The following is a 17,846-nucleotide window of genomic DNA, read 5'->3' as shown; positions in this document are numbered from 1 at the left end:
GCTGTGTGTTTTGTTGAAATACGTTATCACTGAAATGGGAAGGAAAAACGGAAAGATACTTGTGAACTAAATTTTATTCCGTTTTTAAACTTTCCACGGGATTGTTCAAGGCGGCTTTAATCGCTTGGAAACTGACCGAAAACAGCGCAATACCTAACGCAACAACGGCGGCCAACGCCAGATACCACCACTTGATTTCGGTACGATAAGCAAAGGTCTGGAGTAATTTGTGTCCTAACCAATACGAAATGGGTAGCCCAATGAGTAGCGCAAGACCGACGAGTTTTAAGAAATCTCCCGAAAGCATGGTGGCAATGCTGCTGATGCTCGCGCCCAGTACTTTCCGGACCCCAATTTCTTTGGTGCGCTGTTTGGCCACGAGCGAAATTAACCCAAAAATCCCCGCACAGGCAATAAGAATGGCGAGAATCGTTACAAAACTGGTCATGCGCCAGATGTTGTCGATGGCTTGGTAAGACTTGGCGACTTCATCGCTGAGGTAAAAATGATTCAATGTTCGCCGTGATGGAATCTTTTTAAACCGTGCTTCAAGATTGTTTATCAGGTCTTTACCTTTGGATTCGTCGGTGAGGCGTACACTTAAAAAACTGCTGAGCTGCTGTTTGCCCGCGTACCAATGCAGGAGTGGCTCAACGTCATCTTTGAGACTTTGGTAATGGAAATTTTTGGTCACACCAATCACCGTATAAATCTGGTCGTTGTTGTTTTGACGTAAGCGTTTGCCCACGGCGCTCGTCCAACCGAATGCTTTCATGGCTGCTTGGTTGATAACGACGGAGTGATTGACGGAATCGGCCGAATTGTCCAAAAATCCACGACCTTCAATAAACGGAATCTTGAACGTTTCAAAGTAGCCAGCGGTACCGCTCACGTGGCGTAAGATGACCTTTTTAGCCTCGTTGCCTTCTGGGAAGTAGTTATTGAAGTTTTGCCAATACTGCACTGGCGTAAGTTCGGAAGCCGTAGATGACACCACGTTTGGGTTTTGGCGCAGTGCGTCCAATATTGCTCTTCCTTCCGAAAGCGCCGCATTTTCGTTGCGATAGGCCAAATCGGTGTTAAAAACCAGCACGTTGTTTTTATCGTAACCAACATCGGCGGTTTTCATGAAATTGATTTGTTGCCGCAGCCCAATGGTTGCCACAATGAGCACGATGGCTAGGGCAAATTGCAAGACAATGAGGCTGTTTTGGCGCAGGCGGCCCCGGCGCGGGTCAGCGGAAATTTTTCCTTTTACGGCCTCGGCCGTTTTCAGGCCCATGAGGTAATAGGCGGGATAAGTACCAGCAATGAAGGCAATCAGCAATGAAATGCCGAAAACGGTTAAAATGGTGGGGTAATCATTGCCGAATGAAATATCCAATTGCATACGCCCGTCGCGGAGCTGATTGAAAGACGGAATCAGAAAATAAATGGCAAAAAGCACGGCCAAGAATGATGAAATCAACATCACAATGCCCGATTCGGTCCAGAATTGATTCAAAATGATGCGTTTGCTCGCTCCTGCCACCTGCTTTACGGCCACCTCTTTGATGCGGGGTAATGCCGATGCCATCGTGAGGTTGATGAGGTTAATGCTGATGATTAACAACAGAAAAATCGCAATGGCAATGGCTCCGTAAATCAGCCCTTTGAACGTAGGGTTTTGATCATGAATAAAGTTTTTGAACGCGCTTAGTCGTAAGATTTGTTTTCGGGATTCGGGCGCAAAATGGGTTTTGACGAGTTGGGGTAATTTAGCTTCTAGCGCGTCTTTGTTGGCTCCTTTTTTGAGTAGTACAAACACGGGCGCAAAGGTATTGTACCAGTCGGCATTGCTCTTAAATCCGGGGAGGGAAGTAAGCGTGCTTGCGGGCATCAATACATCAAACTGCTGCGACGAATTGGCGGGGAGTTTGGCCAGTACGCCCGAAATCTTGAATTGAACGGTATCATCGAGTGTGACGGTCTTACCCACGGGGTCGATGTCGCCAAATAGATTTTGAGCTATTTTTCCGCTCACTATCAAGGCGTTTCGGTCTTTGAGCGCGGTGGTGGCGTTGCCGTATTTGAGCGGAAAGCTAAACACCTGAAAGAAAGTCGAGTCTACAAAAACGGTGCTCTCTTGTACATCTTTGGTGCCGTAATGAATCCAAGGTCGGTACCACGTCTGAACGTGCGTGCCTGTTTCGATTTCGGGATAATCCTTCAGCAATTGCTCCAAAATCGGGTAGACGGTTTGTCCGTATTTTTGGCCGTTGGAAGATTCGGTTTGAACGTAATAAATACGGTCACTTTTTTCGTGAAATGCGTCAAAAGTGAGACATTTTTGGGCAAAAAGTACCAAAACCACCACGCAAGCCATGCCCACCGACATTCCCACGATGTTGATGCCCGTAAAGAGGCGATTTTTCCAAAGCGTGCGTAGCGCGATTTTTAGGTAATTACGTAGCATAAATCGAAAGGTTGAGAATACGTACTTTCTTCACCTCACACTTCATGCCACGCAAAAATGGGCTTGATTTTGAGTGGGTTATGGTTTTTTTGAGGGAGTCAATGTCCATTTTCGGACATTGACTGTTCGGAGATGAACACTTCTAAAAGCTACCTTACCCATTCCCGATAAATGAATAAGGAGAAAGAAATCCGTGTTCCATTCTCCTTTTACCCCTTTCTCCAATTTTACTCCGTCTTCAACGATTTCACTGGATTACCCAATGCAGCTCGAATGGATTGAAAACTGACGGTGAAAAAAGCAATCAGAATGGATAAGGCGGCAGCGATTGCAAACGTCCACGCGCTGATGTCAATGCGGTAAGGATAATTTTGCAACCATTCTTTGATGGCATAATAAGCAGTAGGAAAAGCGAAAATAAAGGAGAAACTGACGAGTTTTAAAAAGTCGGCCGAAAGCAATGTTGTAATGCTCGCCACCGAAGCGCCCAGTACTTTACGGATTCCGATTTCTTTGGTGCGCCGCTCTGCCGAAAGCGTCGCTAGTCCAAACAGACCGATGCAGGAAATAAAAATGGTCAAAATAGCGCCAAACAGCATAATTTGCTTCCATTTGGCTTCCGCTTCGTACCGTTTGATGTTTTCTTCATCCATAAATTTGTATTCGTAAGGGTTGATGGGGAACAGCTTTTTGTAGGTTTTTTCTACGTGTCCCAAACTGGCAGTCTCTGTGCCGGGTTTGATTTTGATGAATACTTTTCCATAAAGGTTGCCAGGTTTCATGGTGAACAATTGCGGTTTGATTTCCTCGTTCAATGACTCAAAGTGATGGTCTTTTACGACACCGATCACGGTATATTTTTCTCCTTCGTTGTACCAAAAATCCACCACCTGCCCCAACGGGTTTTTCCAGCCGACTTTTTTAGCGAATGTTTCGTTTATCAATACTGCTTTGGTCGAGTCTGAAGGAAAATCAGCCGAAAAATTGCGCCCTTTGATGATAGGAATGTGTAACAGTGGGAAATAGGTAGCGTCGACAGTTTCATAGGCAAAACTCTGCTGGGTTTCGCCGTTTACTTTCGCCACGGTTCCCCAACGCCCTCCGTTTTTAGGAGCTACATCTACGATAGTGAGGCTTTTCAACAACTCTTCTTTCAACAATTTTGCCTCATTGCGACTCATCCGGGATTTGTCAATAGTGATTACGTTTTTGTCGTTATAACCCAAGTCTTTGTTGGTCAGATAGCTAAATTGGGAGTAAATCGTCAAAGTGGCAATAATCAAAAACGAAGCCAGTGAAAATTGTAAAACGACCAATCCTTTTTGAAGGTAATTTTTGCCTGAAAGATTAAAGCGGCTGTAGAGGGTTTGCACTGGACTGTAATTGGATAAAACCAACGCGGGATAAAAACCAGCCAATAAACCCGTGGCGATAAACAAGCCGATATAACCCATCACCAATTCGAAATCAAACAGATACGAAAACGAAAGTGCCTTGTTGGAAAGCTCGTTGAAGATTGGTAGTACCAGTTGTAACAAGGCCAAGGCAAAAGCAAAAGCGGCAAAACACAGAATAAAAGACTCGCCCAAAAATTGCATAATTAACTGCCCTCGGCCGCCGCCCACTACTTTACGAACCCCGATTTCTTTGGCACGTTTCAATGAACGGGCCACGGTCAGATTCACGAAATTGATGCAGGCAATCAGCAAAATGAAGAGCGCAATGCCGCTCAGAATGTACGAAAACATGGGATTGCTGCTGTCTTGCAGACCGTTTTGGGCGGGCAGGTCTTTGCTCAAATGCATATCCGTAAAAGGCTGCAACGCATAAACAACTTTGTTTTTATCGCCATACTTCTCGGCAATCATCTTGATGGCTTCCTTGGCATCGGCCAGATAAATCCGGTTCATGGTCGCTTCGACCTTTTTAAGATTCGCATTGGGTTGAAGCACAACAAAGGTGTTCTGAAAAACATTGAACCAGTTTTCGTTGCTCTCCATTTCCTCCTTACTCACCACGTTGGGAAAAAGCACATCAAATTTGATAGAGGAGTTTTGCGGGCAATTTTTAGCAACACCAGTCACGGTATAAGGCTCAAATTGGCTTGCTTCGCCAAAGGAATCCTTTACGAGCAGTGTTTTTCCTAAGGCATCCGTTGTTCCGAAGTGTTGTTCGGCCATTTTCTGTGAAATCACCACTGATTTAGGCGCTTTGAGGGCCGTGTTGGGATTGCCGCTTATCAATGGGAAGGAGAAAATTGAAAAGAAACTGCTGTCGGCGGCAAAAGATTCATAGCTTTTGACTTCTGTTCCCTTCTTAATATCGCTGCGGTCGCCTTTATAACGCACATAAGAACGTATTTCTGGAACGCCAGCACTGAACTTGGGGCCTTGGAAATGTCCGGTATTACCGTCAACGTTTTCTGCGCCTTCGGGCGTAATGGATTTGCTTGTTATCCGATAAATGTTCGGATTATTGGTATGAAATTGATCGTAACTGACCTCATCTTTGGTATACAACATGATCAGCATGGCGGCAGCCAAACCAATGCTTAATCCGATAACATTGATGGCTGAATATACCTTATTATGAGACAAGGTGCGGAGGGTGATGGTTAGATAATTACGAAACATAGATGGCTGAATTAAGGATGGCTGATGGTATTCGTTTTTGGGTTGACGTTGTTTTACAAAAGGGGGGAGCACCGAGACGACATTGAGCACATAGCGCCAAGTTGCCTGTCGTTTTCCCGCTCGCTGATACCAATAGGCGTATAGTTCATCCAAATCACCTTCGACTTCTTCGAGGGTTTCGGCGGGATGAAACCACCGCAAAACGCGCCGGGGCCAGTGTGGAGGATGGAGTTTATTTGCTTTCATAGTCCAGTAAGCCTAAGTTTGGTGGGAGGCATCATTTGCCAGAGTTCGTGGCGGAGTTGTTGAATTTCTTGCAAAGCACGGCTGCCCAAGGCCGTCACCTGAAATATCCGTTTGCGCCGTCCGCCGCGCTCGTTGGTGGCTCCACCGAGTTGAGAACTCACAAAGCCTTTTTCTTCCAGACGAATAAGCGTATTGTGCACCGTGCCAAAAGTCACAACCCGACCTGTATGCTCCTCCAGCGCCTGACTGACCGTAACGCCGTAGGCTTCGCCGTCAAGGATGGCGACCATGAGTAAAACCACTTCTTCAAATTCACCTAAATAAGTGCGGCGCATACCTACAATGATTAGTTTCTATTTTATCGTACAAATAGTTTGCCAAGACACAAAAAATGCCTTCAGGGTCGATTGAAGGCATTTTTTGTAAATTATATCAAGTATAATCTGTCCGTTTGCGGACAAACATTGTCCCGCAGTGGACAGAGAGTAAAAGGTCAGACGATAGTCAGACCGATTTTTACTCCGTTTTTAAACTCTTCACTGGATTCATCAACGCCGCCTTAATGGCCTGAAAACTGACGGTCAGGAGTGTAATGACTAACGCCCCAAAACCTGCCACTGCAAAAATCCATCCTGAAATCTCAGTGCGATAAGTGTATTTCTGTAACCATTCTTGTAAAAAATAATAGGCGATAGGGGCAGAAATAACGCACGAAATGATGACTAAAATGACAAAATCTTTGGAGAGCATTTGCCACAGGTTGGTCACCGATGCACCCAATACTTTGCGAATACCGATTTCTTTGGTGCGCTGTTCGGCAATGAAAGAGGCCAATCCAAAGATTCCCAAGCAACTGATAAAAATGGCGAGAATGGCAAAAAAAGTGGCTAATTGGCCAATACGCTCTTCATTGTCGAATTTTTTGGCATATTCCTCATCCACAAACTGATATTCAAACGGTTGGGAAGGGTTAAACTTTTTGAAAACCGTTTCTACCTCGCTCAATGCTTTGCCAGCACTTGCTAAAGGGTTGATTTTTACGATGATAACTCCTCCCGGATACGGAGTTAAATGATAAATAGAAGGTTTTACCTGTTGAAAAGGAGATTGTACAATCATGTCTTTCACCACGCCGATTACTTTGTTGGAAGTTCCGTACCACTTAATGGTTTCGCCTACTGGATTCTTCAAACCCATAAATTTTACGGCCGCTTCGTTCAAAATCAACCCCGAGGAGTCGGTAGAAAATTCTTTGGAGAAATCACGCCCTTCTTTGAAAGACCAGCCGATGGTTTTGCCATAGTCAAACGAAATGGCTATTGTCTGAAAATCAACGGATAGATTCGGGTCTTTGTCTTTCCATTCAATCGTACTCGTGCTTGAATAATTCTCCGTTGGGGGACTTCCCGCTTCGGCCATGTCGATAATTGCCCCTGATTTTGTCAGTTCTTTTTTTACGGCGTCAAAATGGGTATGAATTTCGGAAGTGTACATGGGTAAAGTCACTAAACCATTGCTGTTATAACCCATCGGGCGATTTTGGGCAAATTTTACTTGACGAAAAACAATGATGGTACCGATAATCAACGTCACCGAAACCGTAAATTGTATCGTTACTAGCACCTGACGGGGTAAAGCTGCCCAACGGCCTGCGCGGAAGGTGCCCTTTAAGATTTTTAGGGGCTGAAACGAAGATAAATAAAAGGCAGGATAGCTGCCCGCCACCAATCCGCAAAGCAAACTAAAGCCAAAGCCTGTGAACCAAAACAAAGGATTCCCCCAAGGAACAGACATGGTTTTATCGGCCACGCTGTTGAAAAAAGGGAGCATGAGTTGCGCCAAAAGCAAGGCGAAAACAAAGGAAAAGAACACCATTAAAAGGGATTCAAAAAAGAACTGATAGACAATTTGGGCACGAACCGAGCCCACGGCTTTGCGAATCCCTACTTCTTTGGCGCGTTTTTCGGAGCGAGCTGTACTCAAATTCATGAAATTGATGCACGCCAATAACAGCACAAACAGTCCGCTGATGCCAAACAACCACACATATTGGATTTTTCCGCCAACGTTGACGCCATTTTTAAAGTCAGAATACAGATGCCATTTGCTCATGGGATGCAGAAAAACCTCTGGTTTTTTCTTTGCTAATTCTTTGCTGACCTTGTTCAACTTGGCGTCTTTAATTTTGTAAGAAACGGTGGTTATATCCGCGTTTGGAATGAGTTGAGCATAAATATGAAAGGCATTGGGCCGCCATGGGTCGGCCATTGTTCTAACCCACTCATTGTTGTTGTAATACAGCTGCCACGGAGCTATAAATGTTACTTCGTGAAAATCGGAGTTAGCAGGCAAATCTTCATACACGCCCGTTACTTTCACATCCGTTTGGTTGTCCATTTTCATGATTTTATCCAATGGGTCAACCTCCCCGAAAAATGCCTTGGCTACCGATTCAGATAACAGGATAGCGTTGGGGTTTTGGAGGCCGTTTCTCGTTCCTTTCAGCATTTTCAGCGTCAGCATTTCCGTAATTTGGGGTTCAAAATACGCACCTTTCTTGCTGAATTTCTTCTCGCCGTAAGACAAAATACTGTATGCATCTTGCGACACAGTCACGTGCTTAAAGTCACTCCCGTAACTTTTGCGGAGTTCTTCGGCCAAAGGAAGCGGTGTATTGGGCCACGTTTGCACTTCGCCGTTGTTGGTCACGTGTTGCATGACCCGCACAATTTTTTCGTAGTTTTGGTGATACTTGTTGTACGATAATTCATCCCACATCCAAAGTCCGATGAGTATTGCCACGGCCATACCGGCTGATAAACCGGCAATGTTGATAAATGAGTAAACCTTGTTTTTGACAAGGTTTCGGACTGCGATTTTCAGGTAGTTGCGAAACATATCGGGGCGGTATAAATAAGTGGAAGGATACTCGGATTTTTTACGTTTAAGGGCAAAAGGGCGAATAAAACTCAGAACATTCCATGCGTATTGTTGTCGCGCTATTTTTGCGCCAAACAGCATCGCCTGCCGCTGAAAACGCTCGTGTAAGTCACCTTGAACCTCTTCCAAAAGATGAGGCGCGCAGAAGAATTCGAGCAGGCGTTCGGCCCAGCGAGGCGGTTTGAGGTCCGGTTTCATGATGGAGCTAAGTTAGCAAGTGGCTTGATGGAAATGGGCGGAGGTAAACCCCGCCTACTATTCTGTTTTCAAACTTTTTACTGGATTCATCAGGGCGGCTTTAATGGATTGATAACTGACCGTCAACAACGTAATCGCTAATGCACCTACGCCGGCCAAGGCAAAAACCCACCACGAAATGTTGGTATGGTATTTATAATCCTGCAACCAATCATTCAAATAATAGTAAGCGATAGGCGTGGCGATGAAGCAGGAAATAATGACTAAAACGACAAAGTCTTTGGAAAGTAAACCCCATAAATGGAATACGGAAGCGCCCAACACTTTTCGGACGCCGATCTCTTTGGTACGCTGTTCGGCCGTAAACGAGGCCAGTCCAAACAAACCCAGACAGGAAATAAGAATAGCCAAAATGGCAAAACCCCCGGCCAATTTGCCGATGCGTTCTTCCGAGACAAACTTTTTGCCAAACTCGTCATTGACAAATTTATAGGAGAACGGAGCCGACGGGATAATTTTTTTGTAGGTTGCTTCAATCTTGGCGATGGATTCGGAAGCACTTTTATTGGGGTTCAATTTGAGCGTCATCCAGTTCACATTTTCGTAGCCCATGAAGTAGATTGTCTGCTTGACAGGCTCGTAGGGAGATTCCATCAGCATGTCTTTGATGACACCCACAATGGTAAAATACTCAGCATCTTTGTCGTCTCCCCATTGCACTACTTTGCCGACGGGATCCTTGATACCCATAAATTTAACGGCAGCTTCATTGATAACGATGGCGGTGGTATCGGTCGAAAATTGCCTTGAAAAATCGCGCCCTTCTTTGAATTGCCAACCGACCGTTTTTCCAAAATCGTGTGTTACCCAGATGGTGGCAAAATCGGCATGCAGGCTCGGGTCCTTCCCCGGCCAGCTAAAACCGCCGTTGTTAGAATGAACACCCGTTAACGGACTGGAAGATTCGGCCATCTCGACAATAGCACCTTTGTTTTTGAGTTCTGTTCTCAACACATCGTATTTGCCGTAAAACTCAGGTGACATCATCTCCATCGTAATCAACCCGTTGGTATCATAACCCATCGGACGGTTTTTGGTGTGCTGAATTTGGCGATATACAATAATGGTACCCGTAATCAACGTCACCGAAACGGTAAATTGAATCACGACCAGCACTTTACGCGGAACCGCCGCAAAACGCCCGGCTTTGAAGGTACCTTTTAAGACTCGAATGGGCTGAAAAGAAGACAGATACAACGCCGGATAGCTTCCGGCTAACAAACCCGTAATGAAAATAAAACCCAGACTGATGAGCCAGAACGTAGGCTCTGCCCAAGGGAAAACCATTTTCTTGCCGCTGACTTCATTGAACCAAGGCAGCAGGACTAAAATAAAGAGGATGGCTCCGACGTAGGCAAAGGCAACCACTAAATAGGATTCACTGAAAAACTGATTAATCAACTGAGCGCGAATCGAGCCGACGGCCTTGCGAATTCCTACTTCTTTGGCGCGTTTTTCGCTGCGGGCTGTGCTTAAATTCATGAAATTGATACAGGCCAACAACAACACAAACCCTCCGACAATGGCAAAAAGCCAAACATATTGAATAAAACCGCCCGTTTTGACGCCTTCTTCCCAGTTAGAGCGCAGGTGCCAATCGCTCATTGGATGAAGAAAAATCTCGGCTTTGAATTTTTTCTCTTCGGCATCCACTTTGTCCCATTTGACATTTTTGATTTTGGCGCTCAATTTCGTCATGTCGGATTGCCGCACCACGGCATTATCGGCGATTTGAGCAAACAACTGAAACGAATTGTTGCCCCATTGATTTTCATCGAACGCCCTTTGAACCCATTTTTGAGAAGAAACGTACAATTTCCAGGGAGCAATAAATTTGAGGTCGCGGAAAGAGGTATTGAAAGGTAAATCTTCGTAAACGCCTGTTACTTTTACGTCCATTTTATTTTCAAGCTTCATGATTTTGCCCATCGGGTCGGTAGCACCGAAAAGCGATTTGGCCGTGGAGGCAGAAAGTATAACGGAATTGAGCTCTTTCAGACCGTCATAGTTGCCTTTCAGCATCTTGAGCGACAACATTCTGGGCATATCCACATCCATGTAATTGCCGGAGCGGGTAATTTTCTTTTCTTCATAGGAAAGAATACGGGCGCCCTGCCAAGTGGCCATCGCCAAATGCTTGAAATCGCTGCCGTATTTGGTGCGAAGTTCGTTCACCAAAGGCATAGGAATAGAGCTTTCGGTGCCTTTGTGTCCATTAAAGGTTTGGTGCTGCATCACTTGGGCGAGGCGGTCGTAGTTTTGGTGATATTTGTCGTACGACAGTTCATCGTAAATCCATAAACCGATGAGCATGGCCACGGCCATCCCAACGGCCAGGCCACCGATATTAATAAAAGAGTAGACCGTGTTTTTGGCAAGGTTGCGCAGGGCGATTTTGAGATAATTGCGTAGCATAGTCGGGCTGTATAAAAAGGTTGTTGGATATGGGTTGGGTTTGCGTTTCAAAGCAAAAGGGCGAATAAAACTCAGGACATTCCACGCGTATTGGCGTCGGGCTATTTTTACGCCAAACAGCAACACCTGCCGCTCGAACCGCTCATGCAGATCTCCCTGCACTTCCTCCAGTAGGTGAGGCGCGCAGAAGAATGTCAGTAAGCGTTCGGCCCATCGGGGAGGTTTGAGGTGAGGTTTCATGATAATGCCAAGTAAGCAAGTGCCTTGGTGGAAATGGGCGGAGGTAAATCCCGCCCCTACCATTTATTCTGTTTTTAATGTCGTTACTGGATTCAGTAAAGCGGCCTTTATAGCTTGGTAACTAACTGTAAATAAAGAAATTGAGAAAATGGCTATACCTGCAAAAACAAAATTTTCCCAACCAACATCCGTACGATACACAAAGCCTTCCAACCATTTGCTCATGGCGTAATAAGACAATGGCGAAGCAATGACGAGAGCAATCAAAACAGGTTTCAAAAACTCTTTGGAGAGTAAAGCGGTGATACTCACCACACTTGCTCCCAGTACTTTTCGGACGCCGATTTCTTTGGTGCGTTGTTCGGCGGTAAACATAGCCAAACCAAAAAGCCCTAAACAACTGATCAAAATGGCGATGAAAGTGAAGGAGTTAATGATTTTTCGCAGTGTTTTTTCTTCTACATATTGTTTCTGAATATCCTCATCCAAAAATGAATATTGGAAGGGAACTTCGGGAACGAGCTTTTTCCAGATTTTTTCGGCATTGGCAAACAAGCTTGTATAATCATTGGTTTGTGCTTCAAGAATCATGTAATCTGGCTGTGAATTATAATGGGTCATTACGGGCGTAATTTCATCTTTCAGCGAATTATTGATGTAATCTTTATGAATACCAATAATGGTATAAGTAGCGATATCATTTCCTGAACCCGTAAAAACTTGGGTTCCAACCGCCGTTTCGACGTTTAATTTTAAATCTTTTACGCTTTTTTCGCTCAAAATCACTTGTTGGTTGGTATCGGCTGGCGTGAAATTTCTTCCTGCAATCAGCTTAATTCCGAGTGTTTTGAAAAAGCCCTCGTCTGCAACATTATTCTTAATTAATTGTCCTTTATCCATACTTCCGCCTGCCTTAAAAACCAGCATATCTTCAAAAAACTGAGAAGAAGGATAATACCTCGCTCCACCTATATTTTTAATCTGATTTTGGGTCAACAATTCATTTTTCAAGGCAGTAAATTTACTTTTGGCGTTTTCGTTGGAAAGAGACACCACGATTTTTTGCTTTTGGTCAAAACCTAAATCTTTGTTTTGCATATAATTCAACTGCTTCGAAATTACCAACACTCCAATGATGAGCACAATGGCAATCGAAAACTGAAAAACGACCAAGCCTTTGCGAAGAACCACCGAGGCAGGATTGAACTTAAACGTTCCCTTCAACACACTTACCGGTTTGAAACTTGATAAATAAAGGGCCGGATAAATGCCGGCTAATAAGCCAGTCGATAAAGCCACAAGAACTGTAATCAGAAGTATGTCAAGGTTTTGAGTAATGTTAAGCTCTAAAGAGCTGTCGGTGAGGGAATTAAGAAAAGGTAAAAGAAGTCTGACGATTGGCAACGCCAGAAAGATGGAAATAAAAGCAATGAGCATTGATTCGCCCAAAAACTGCCCGATCAACACCGACCGAAACGCTCCAACTGCCTTTCTGACACCGACTTCTTTAGCGCGCCGAACTGAGCGGGCGGTAGTGAGATTGACAAAATTAATGCAGGCTATCAGTTGTATAAAGGCCGCAATGGTGAGTAAAATGTATAAAAATGAGATGTCGGAAACCTTATCTGCTTGATTCGTAATGCCTTTTGAATGTAAATGAATATCGGTGATTTTCTGTAGGAAGATCTGCTTGTTCATTCCCAATTCTGCCAATCTTTTTTCGCCGTATCGCTTCAAAAAGGAGGGTATTTTTGCTTCCACACTTTGAGGGTCTGTATTGGGTTTGAGTTTTACATACCCATAAATAAAATTATTTCCTGCCCATTCGGTGTTGTTTCGGGCAAATTCTCCAAAACCTCCACTGTTCAGATTCACCAAAAAACTGGGGCGAAGGTGCGATCTGCCGAAATTTTCATCATAAACCCCTGTAACGGTGTAGGTTGTAGTATTTACATTATTGCCTACTTTGATACGTTTGTTAATGGCTTTTTCATTGCCGAAGAGTTTTTTAGCCACTCTTGTTGAAAGCACTACAGTGTAAGGCGCATCCAACGAATGCTCCGGCGACCCTTCCACGAAACGATAGTTGAACACTTTGAAAAAGGTTGAATCCACCAAAAAGCCTTTGTCTTCAGTGAACGTCGCGGTTTTGCCTTCTACCCCCAAAATGTTATTTTTTGTCGTAAAAAAATTAAGCACTCGGGTGTATTCCATTACTTCCGGAAAGTCCTTTTTCATGGTTGGAGCAATGATAGGCGAACTGGTACCACTGTTAAAGCCCGGCTGATCACCGCTATTGAACTCAATATGAGTGTGAAGGCGGTAAATGTTTTCGGCATCCTTGTGATGAATGTCGTAGCCGAATTGGTCTTTGACAAAAACCAAAATATACAAACAGCACACCGTCCCGGTTGTTAGGCCAAGAATATTGAGCGAACTGAACATCTTGTGACGAACAAGATTACGAAAGGCGATTTTGAGATAATTGCGTAGCATAGTCGGGCTGTATAAAAAGGTTGTTGGATACTCAGGTTTTTTACGTTTAAGGGTAAAAGGGCGAATAAAACTCAGGACATTCAACGCGTATTGGCGTCGGGCTATTTTTACGCCAAACAGCAACACCTGCCGCTCGAACCGCTCATGCAGATCTCCCTGCACTTCCTCCAGTAGGTGAGGCGCGCAGAAGAATGTCAGTAAGCGTTCGGCCCATCGGGGAGGGGCGGCTTTTTTGGGTTTCATAGTCGTTTTTTACATCACAATGCCGAAAGCTGGCAATGATTGAGGGGCAATGGAGTCCCAGAGGCGGTTGCGTTGCTCTCGTACTTCCTGTAAAGTTCTGCTGCCAAGGGCCGTTACGCTGAAAAGACGCTTGCGTCGCCCGCCGCGCTCGGCGGTGGCGTCGCCCATGTGTGAGGAAAGCATTCCCTTTTCTTCCAGACGATGCAAAGCCGCGTGTACGGCACTGATACTCACCGCCCGCCCCGTCTGACGGTCGAGCTCATCGGTAATGGCGACGCCGTACGCGCCTTGTCCGAGGACAGCCACGGTCAGAAGAACAATCTCTTCAAATTCGCCCAGATACGTTCGTTTCATAAAGTATATATTATTAACGTTTGTAGAACAAATCCTTTGCCGGACCGCTAAAAAGGCCTTTGCGGGCAATGAGAGAGGGTTTGCTTAAATAAAATTGTCCGAATTCGTACACGACCTGTCCGGAACTGAACAAAAAAACGGCAGGACAGATGTTGCCGGAACGATATTTTGCTATGCTATCTTTGGTAGAAATGGAATGGTTGCAGGAAAAGATCAGCGGCAACCGTCGGCGGGATATTGAAAACAAAGCCAAACTGTTATCCTTGGGCTGGCGTATCATTACCATTTATGAATGTGAACTAAAATCGACAAAACGGGAAGAGACCGTGTCAGATTTATTATGGACATTGCAGGAAAATGCCACCGATATGTAACCTCGTGGAGGTCATATATCGGTGGCATTTGTACGTCTAAACAAGTTAAACTTCTCCTACGTTGAAGATATGGTCAACAACAGGTAATTTTTAAGGGTTATTTTTTCTTCGCAGGCAAATCCAGCTCCTTTTCAATCTTATCCACTATTTTTTGCCGCTCGGTGGCAGAAGTGTCAGGAGCATTGAGCGTACGCTCGTACAGTACTTCTTCGCCGTTTTTTATGTAGCGGTAGTGTACAAACAATTGCCCAGATTCGGCATTGTATTTTACTTCTTTGTCAAAAAGCTGATTGGGCGCAAGAGAGGATGTTTTTTGCGTATTACTGTGCGTGCTTTCGGTTGAACTCCGCTGCGAGCCGGTAGGTTCAAAGGGCGGGACTGGTGGCACGGGAGGCGTAGGCGGTACCGGTGGGGTAGGAGGCACGGGAGGTGTCGGCGGTACTGGCGGTGTTGGCATATCAAGCCCAAGTGAGTCAAGGATATGAGCCCGAAGTTCGGTGCGCTCGTTCTTACTTAAATGAGCAACATCGTAGGTACGGTCAAAATCAATCGTCCGTCCATCGATGGTGCCGTGAATGCGGATAGACATGGTTTTGCCGTTGTCGTTGGTACTGCTGCTGATGGAGCGATATTGGGCCACAGCCAATGAACTAATGAAGGCTAAACTGAGGATTGTGAAAGTTTTCATGCTTTGGATGGTCTGTTAAACGATTGATATTCAGTAAAATATAAAACGTTGATCAAATGACTTGATTCATCATAACACGCTTAAGAATCAGTGTTCTATTGGTTAAACGTTATTCTGTTTTTAAGGACTTTATCGGGTTCATCAATGACGCTCGAACGGCTTGATAACTGACGGTCAGCAGGGCAATCGCTACCGCCGAAAGCGCCGCAATGGCAAAATACCACCACTCAATGTCGATACGATAAGCGTATTTTTCGAGCCAATTTTTGAGGAAATACCACGCCACTGGAAACGCAATGAGCGTAGCAAGCAACACCAATTTGATAAAATCCAGCGACAACATTCCTACCAGATTAGATACACTTGCGCCCAGCACTTTACGTACGCCTATTTCTTTGGTGCGTTGCTCCGCCGTAAACGATGCCAATCCAAATAGTCCCAGACACGAAATAAAAATGGCCAAAAACGCAAAATAATTGGATAGCTTATTGACCACATTTTCGCTTTTGTACTGATTGGCGTATTCTTGGTCTGCAAAAAAGTATTTGAATGGAAAATTAGGGTTAAACTTCTTGAACACTTTTTCGGTGTTGGCAATAGCATCGGGGGTTTTGCCGCCTTCGGCGCGGATGATGACGACGCCCCAATTCTCCGTTTTGGGCTGTAAGCGCAAAATCAACGGCTCGATGGCTGAGTGAAGCGTGTTGTAATGAAAATCTTTCATCAGTCCCACGATGGTTCCCTTGCGATCCCACATGGTCATTTCTTTGCCAACAGGGTCTTTGTAGCCCATTTTCTTGGCGCTGGCTTCGTTGATGATGTAATTGGTGGTGTCGGTTCCGTATTGCTCGCCGAAATCCCGCCCGCCAATCAGTTGAATACCCATTGTTTTGATGTAGTCGTACGAGATAGCGTTGTTGGCAAAAAGCAATAACTGGGTTGTGTCTTTCCCTGGCCACCTTACGCCTTGTGTAGAAGAGCCTACTTCCAGCGGGTCTGATTGGGAGCAGGTGACGGATTTGATGCCGGGCTGACGTTGAAGTTCCTGTTTGAACGAAGCGAAATTTTTCTGCAAATCACCTTCCAACGGCATATAGAGCAGATTCTCGCGGTCGTAGCCAGCATTTTTGGTTTGGAGATAGTTGATCTGTTGGTGTACAATGATCATACCCACAATGAGGGTAATGGACAATGCAAACTGAAATACGACTAATCCCTGCCGAAAATAAGTGGCACTGGGCTTAAACTTCAATGCGCCTTTCAGCACCACCACAGGATTGAGTGATGACATGAACAGAGCAGGATAGCTGCCCGCCACAACACCTGTCAGCAGGGTTAGGCCAATCAAAACCAATAGAAAACTTGGGTCTGTGAAGTTGAGCGACAGCTCTTTTTCGGTCAGAAGGTTAAAGGTAGGTAAGAGCAAAAAGACCAGCAGAATAGAAAAGAGAAGCGCACAAAATGCAATCAGTATGGCTTCGCCCATAAATTGCCCAATCAGAATGCCTTTGACTGCGCCGATTACTTTCCGAACGCCCACTTCTTTGGCGCGTTTGACGGAGCGAGCCGTGGCCAGATTCATGAAATTGATGCACGCAATCAATAAAATTACGATGGCAACGATGGAAAAAATACGCACATAATCAATCCGTCCGCCGTTCTGTTTGCCCGAATCCCAATTGGAATAAAGGTAAGATTCCTGATACGATTGCAAGAATATTTCGACGTTGCTGTCTTTGTTTTTGGTCTTGATGTAGCCCTTGATTTTGGCGTTTACCTTTTCCAAAGATGCGTTTTTGGTCAACATTACGTAACAGCGCGGCCCGTTATTGCCCCATTCTTTGGCCCATGAGTTGTTTTTGAGCCAGCGGTCGAAGCTCATCAAAAAGTCAAATTTCAGCGATGAGTTTTTAGGAATGTCTTTCAAAATTCCCGTAACCATCACGTCTTCTTTGCCATCAATGCGGATGGATTTGCCCAGTGGATTTTGGTTAGGAAAATACTTTTGGGCGAGTTTTTTGGATATAACCACTCCATCGGGGCGTTTTAGGGCGGTTCGGGCATCGCCCTGCTCCAGTTTGAAACTGAACATCGTCAGAAAATCCCCTTGCACATAACGGCCCTTTTCTTTGTCGAAAGCAGTGCCTACGGTAAAAAGCGGCTGTTCTTCCCACAGCATTTGGCTGGCTTTTTCGATTTCTGGAATGTCTTTGACGATGTTTTCGGCCAGAAGCCCTGGTGTTGAAGGATAGGTCTCAATTTTGCCCGAATAATACTGATTTTCCATGACGCGGTACAGACGCGGGCTATTGTCATGAAATGCGTCCATGGCCGTTTCGTCCTGTACCCACAGCATAATCATCAGGCTGCAGGCCATGCCGAGGGCTAGTCCAGTGATGTTAATAAAACTGTAAACCTTATTTTTAAGCAGGTTTCTCAGCGCAATATTAAAGTAATTACGTATCATAGCTGTATGGTTTTTTGTATATTTGGTAAAAAAACAA

General features: G+C 45.0%; 10 protein-coding genes. 1 reads left to right on the top strand and 9 read right to left on the bottom strand.

Annotated elements, in window-relative coordinates; all coding sequences use genetic code 11:
* Positions 1 to 73: 73 nt before the first annotated feature.
* The 7 genes from DVG78_RS14095 to DVG78_RS14065 all read right to left on the bottom strand — a co-directional run bounded on the left by DVG78_RS14095 (position 74) and on the right by DVG78_RS14065 (position 14,280).
* Positions 74 to 2,455: an ABC transporter permease gene (locus DVG78_RS14095; protein WP_114461708.1), complete on the bottom strand. Its 2,382-nt coding sequence runs from the start codon at positions 2,453 to 2,455 to the stop codon at positions 74 to 76.
* Between the two features lie 227 nt (positions 2,456 to 2,682).
* Positions 2,683 to 5,334: an ABC transporter permease gene (locus DVG78_RS14090; RefSeq protein ID WP_229598228.1), complete on the bottom strand. Its 2,652-nt coding sequence runs from the start codon at positions 5,332 to 5,334 to the stop codon at positions 2,683 to 2,685.
* Positions 5,331 to 5,669, bottom strand: a complete 339-nt coding sequence (locus DVG78_RS14085; RefSeq protein WP_114461707.1) for a PadR family transcriptional regulator — start codon at positions 5,667 to 5,669, stop codon at positions 5,331 to 5,333. Before DVG78_RS14085 ends, DVG78_RS14090 begins: the two co-directional genes overlap by 4 nt.
* 181 nt (positions 5,670 to 5,850) lie before the next feature.
* On the bottom strand, positions 5,851 to 8,472 hold the full coding sequence (locus DVG78_RS14080; RefSeq protein WP_229598227.1) for an ABC transporter permease: 2,622 nt from the start codon (positions 8,470 to 8,472) through the stop codon (positions 5,851 to 5,853).
* A 57-nt stretch (positions 8,473 to 8,529) separates the two neighbouring features.
* Positions 8,530 to 11,187 (bottom strand): ABC transporter permease, encoded by a 2,658-nt coding sequence (locus tag DVG78_RS14075; protein WP_229598226.1) that lies wholly within the window; start codon positions 11,185 to 11,187, stop codon positions 8,530 to 8,532.
* A 63-nt stretch (positions 11,188 to 11,250) separates the two neighbouring features.
* Positions 11,251 to 13,926, bottom strand: a complete 2,676-nt coding sequence (locus DVG78_RS14070) for an ABC transporter permease (RefSeq protein WP_114461706.1) — start codon at positions 13,924 to 13,926, stop codon at positions 11,251 to 11,253.
* Positions 13,927 to 13,935: 9 nt separating this feature from the next.
* Positions 13,936 to 14,280 carry a PadR family transcriptional regulator gene (locus DVG78_RS14065; RefSeq protein WP_114461705.1) on the bottom strand — a complete coding sequence of 115 codons (345 nt, stop codon included), beginning with the start codon at positions 14,278 to 14,280 and terminating at the stop codon, positions 13,936 to 13,938.
* Positions 14,281 to 14,429: 149 nt separating this feature from the next.
* Here DVG78_RS14065 and DVG78_RS14060 point away from each other — a divergent pair, with 149 nt between their 5' ends.
* The gene (locus DVG78_RS14060; protein ID WP_199563252.1) at positions 14,430 to 14,654 is read left to right on the top strand and encodes a PDDEXK family nuclease; all 225 of its coding nucleotides are present in this window, start codon (positions 14,430 to 14,432) and stop codon (positions 14,652 to 14,654) included.
* A gap of 97 nt (positions 14,655 to 14,751) precedes the next feature.
* On the opposite strand, the gene DVG78_RS30235 is transcribed toward DVG78_RS14060, so the two are convergent.
* Both DVG78_RS30235 and DVG78_RS14050 read right to left on the bottom strand, forming a co-directional pair.
* Entirely contained in the window at positions 14,752 to 15,342 is a 591-nt protein-coding gene (locus DVG78_RS30235) for a hypothetical protein (RefSeq protein WP_199563251.1), read from the bottom strand.
* A gap of 109 nt (positions 15,343 to 15,451) precedes the next feature.
* Positions 15,452 to 17,809, bottom strand: a complete 2,358-nt coding sequence (locus DVG78_RS14050) for an ABC transporter permease (protein WP_114461703.1) — start codon at positions 17,807 to 17,809, stop codon at positions 15,452 to 15,454.
* Between the last annotated feature and the right edge of the window lie 37 nt (positions 17,810 to 17,846).

The organism is Runella aurantiaca, assembly GCF_003339505.1.
GTDB lineage: Bacteria > Bacteroidota > Bacteroidia > Cytophagales > Spirosomataceae > Runella > Runella aurantiaca.
The sequence above is the reverse complement of the archived record's forward strand: the minus strand, read 5'-3'. Positions and strand labels throughout refer to the sequence as shown.

What these genes read in the sequence shown, in the direction of transcription:
- DVG78_RS14095 (WP_114461708.1), bottom strand. Translation starts at nt 2,455, where the DNA reads ATGCTACGTAATTACCTAAAAATCGCGCTACGCACGCTTTGGAAAAAT.
- DVG78_RS14060 (WP_199563252.1), top strand. Translation starts at nt 14,430, where the DNA reads ATGTTGCCGGAACGATATTTTGCTATGCTATCTTTGGTAGAAATGGAA.
- DVG78_RS30235 (WP_199563251.1), bottom strand. Translation starts at nt 15,342, where the DNA reads ATGAAAACTTTCACAATCCTCAGTTTAGCCTTCATTAGTTCATTGGCT.
- DVG78_RS14080 (WP_229598227.1), bottom strand. Translation starts at nt 8,472, where the DNA reads ATGAAACCGGACCTCAAACCGCCTCGCTGGGCCGAACGCCTGCTCGAA.
- DVG78_RS14075 (WP_229598226.1), bottom strand. Translation starts at nt 11,187, where the DNA reads ATGAAACCTCACCTCAAACCTCCCCGATGGGCCGAACGCTTACTGACA.
- DVG78_RS14050 (WP_114461703.1), bottom strand. Translation starts at nt 17,809, where the DNA reads ATGATACGTAATTACTTTAATATTGCGCTGAGAAACCTGCTTAAAAAT.
- DVG78_RS14065 (WP_114461705.1), bottom strand. Translation starts at nt 14,280, where the DNA reads ATGAAACGAACGTATCTGGGCGAATTTGAAGAGATTGTTCTTCTGACC.
- DVG78_RS14085 (WP_114461707.1), bottom strand. Translation starts at nt 5,669, where the DNA reads ATGCGCCGCACTTATTTAGGTGAATTTGAAGAAGTGGTTTTACTCATG.
- DVG78_RS14070 (WP_114461706.1), bottom strand. Translation starts at nt 13,926, where the DNA reads ATGAAACCCAAAAAAGCCGCCCCTCCCCGATGGGCCGAACGCTTACTG.
- DVG78_RS14090 (WP_229598228.1), bottom strand. Translation starts at nt 5,334, where the DNA reads ATGAAAGCAAATAAACTCCATCCTCCACACTGGCCCCGGCGCGTTTTG.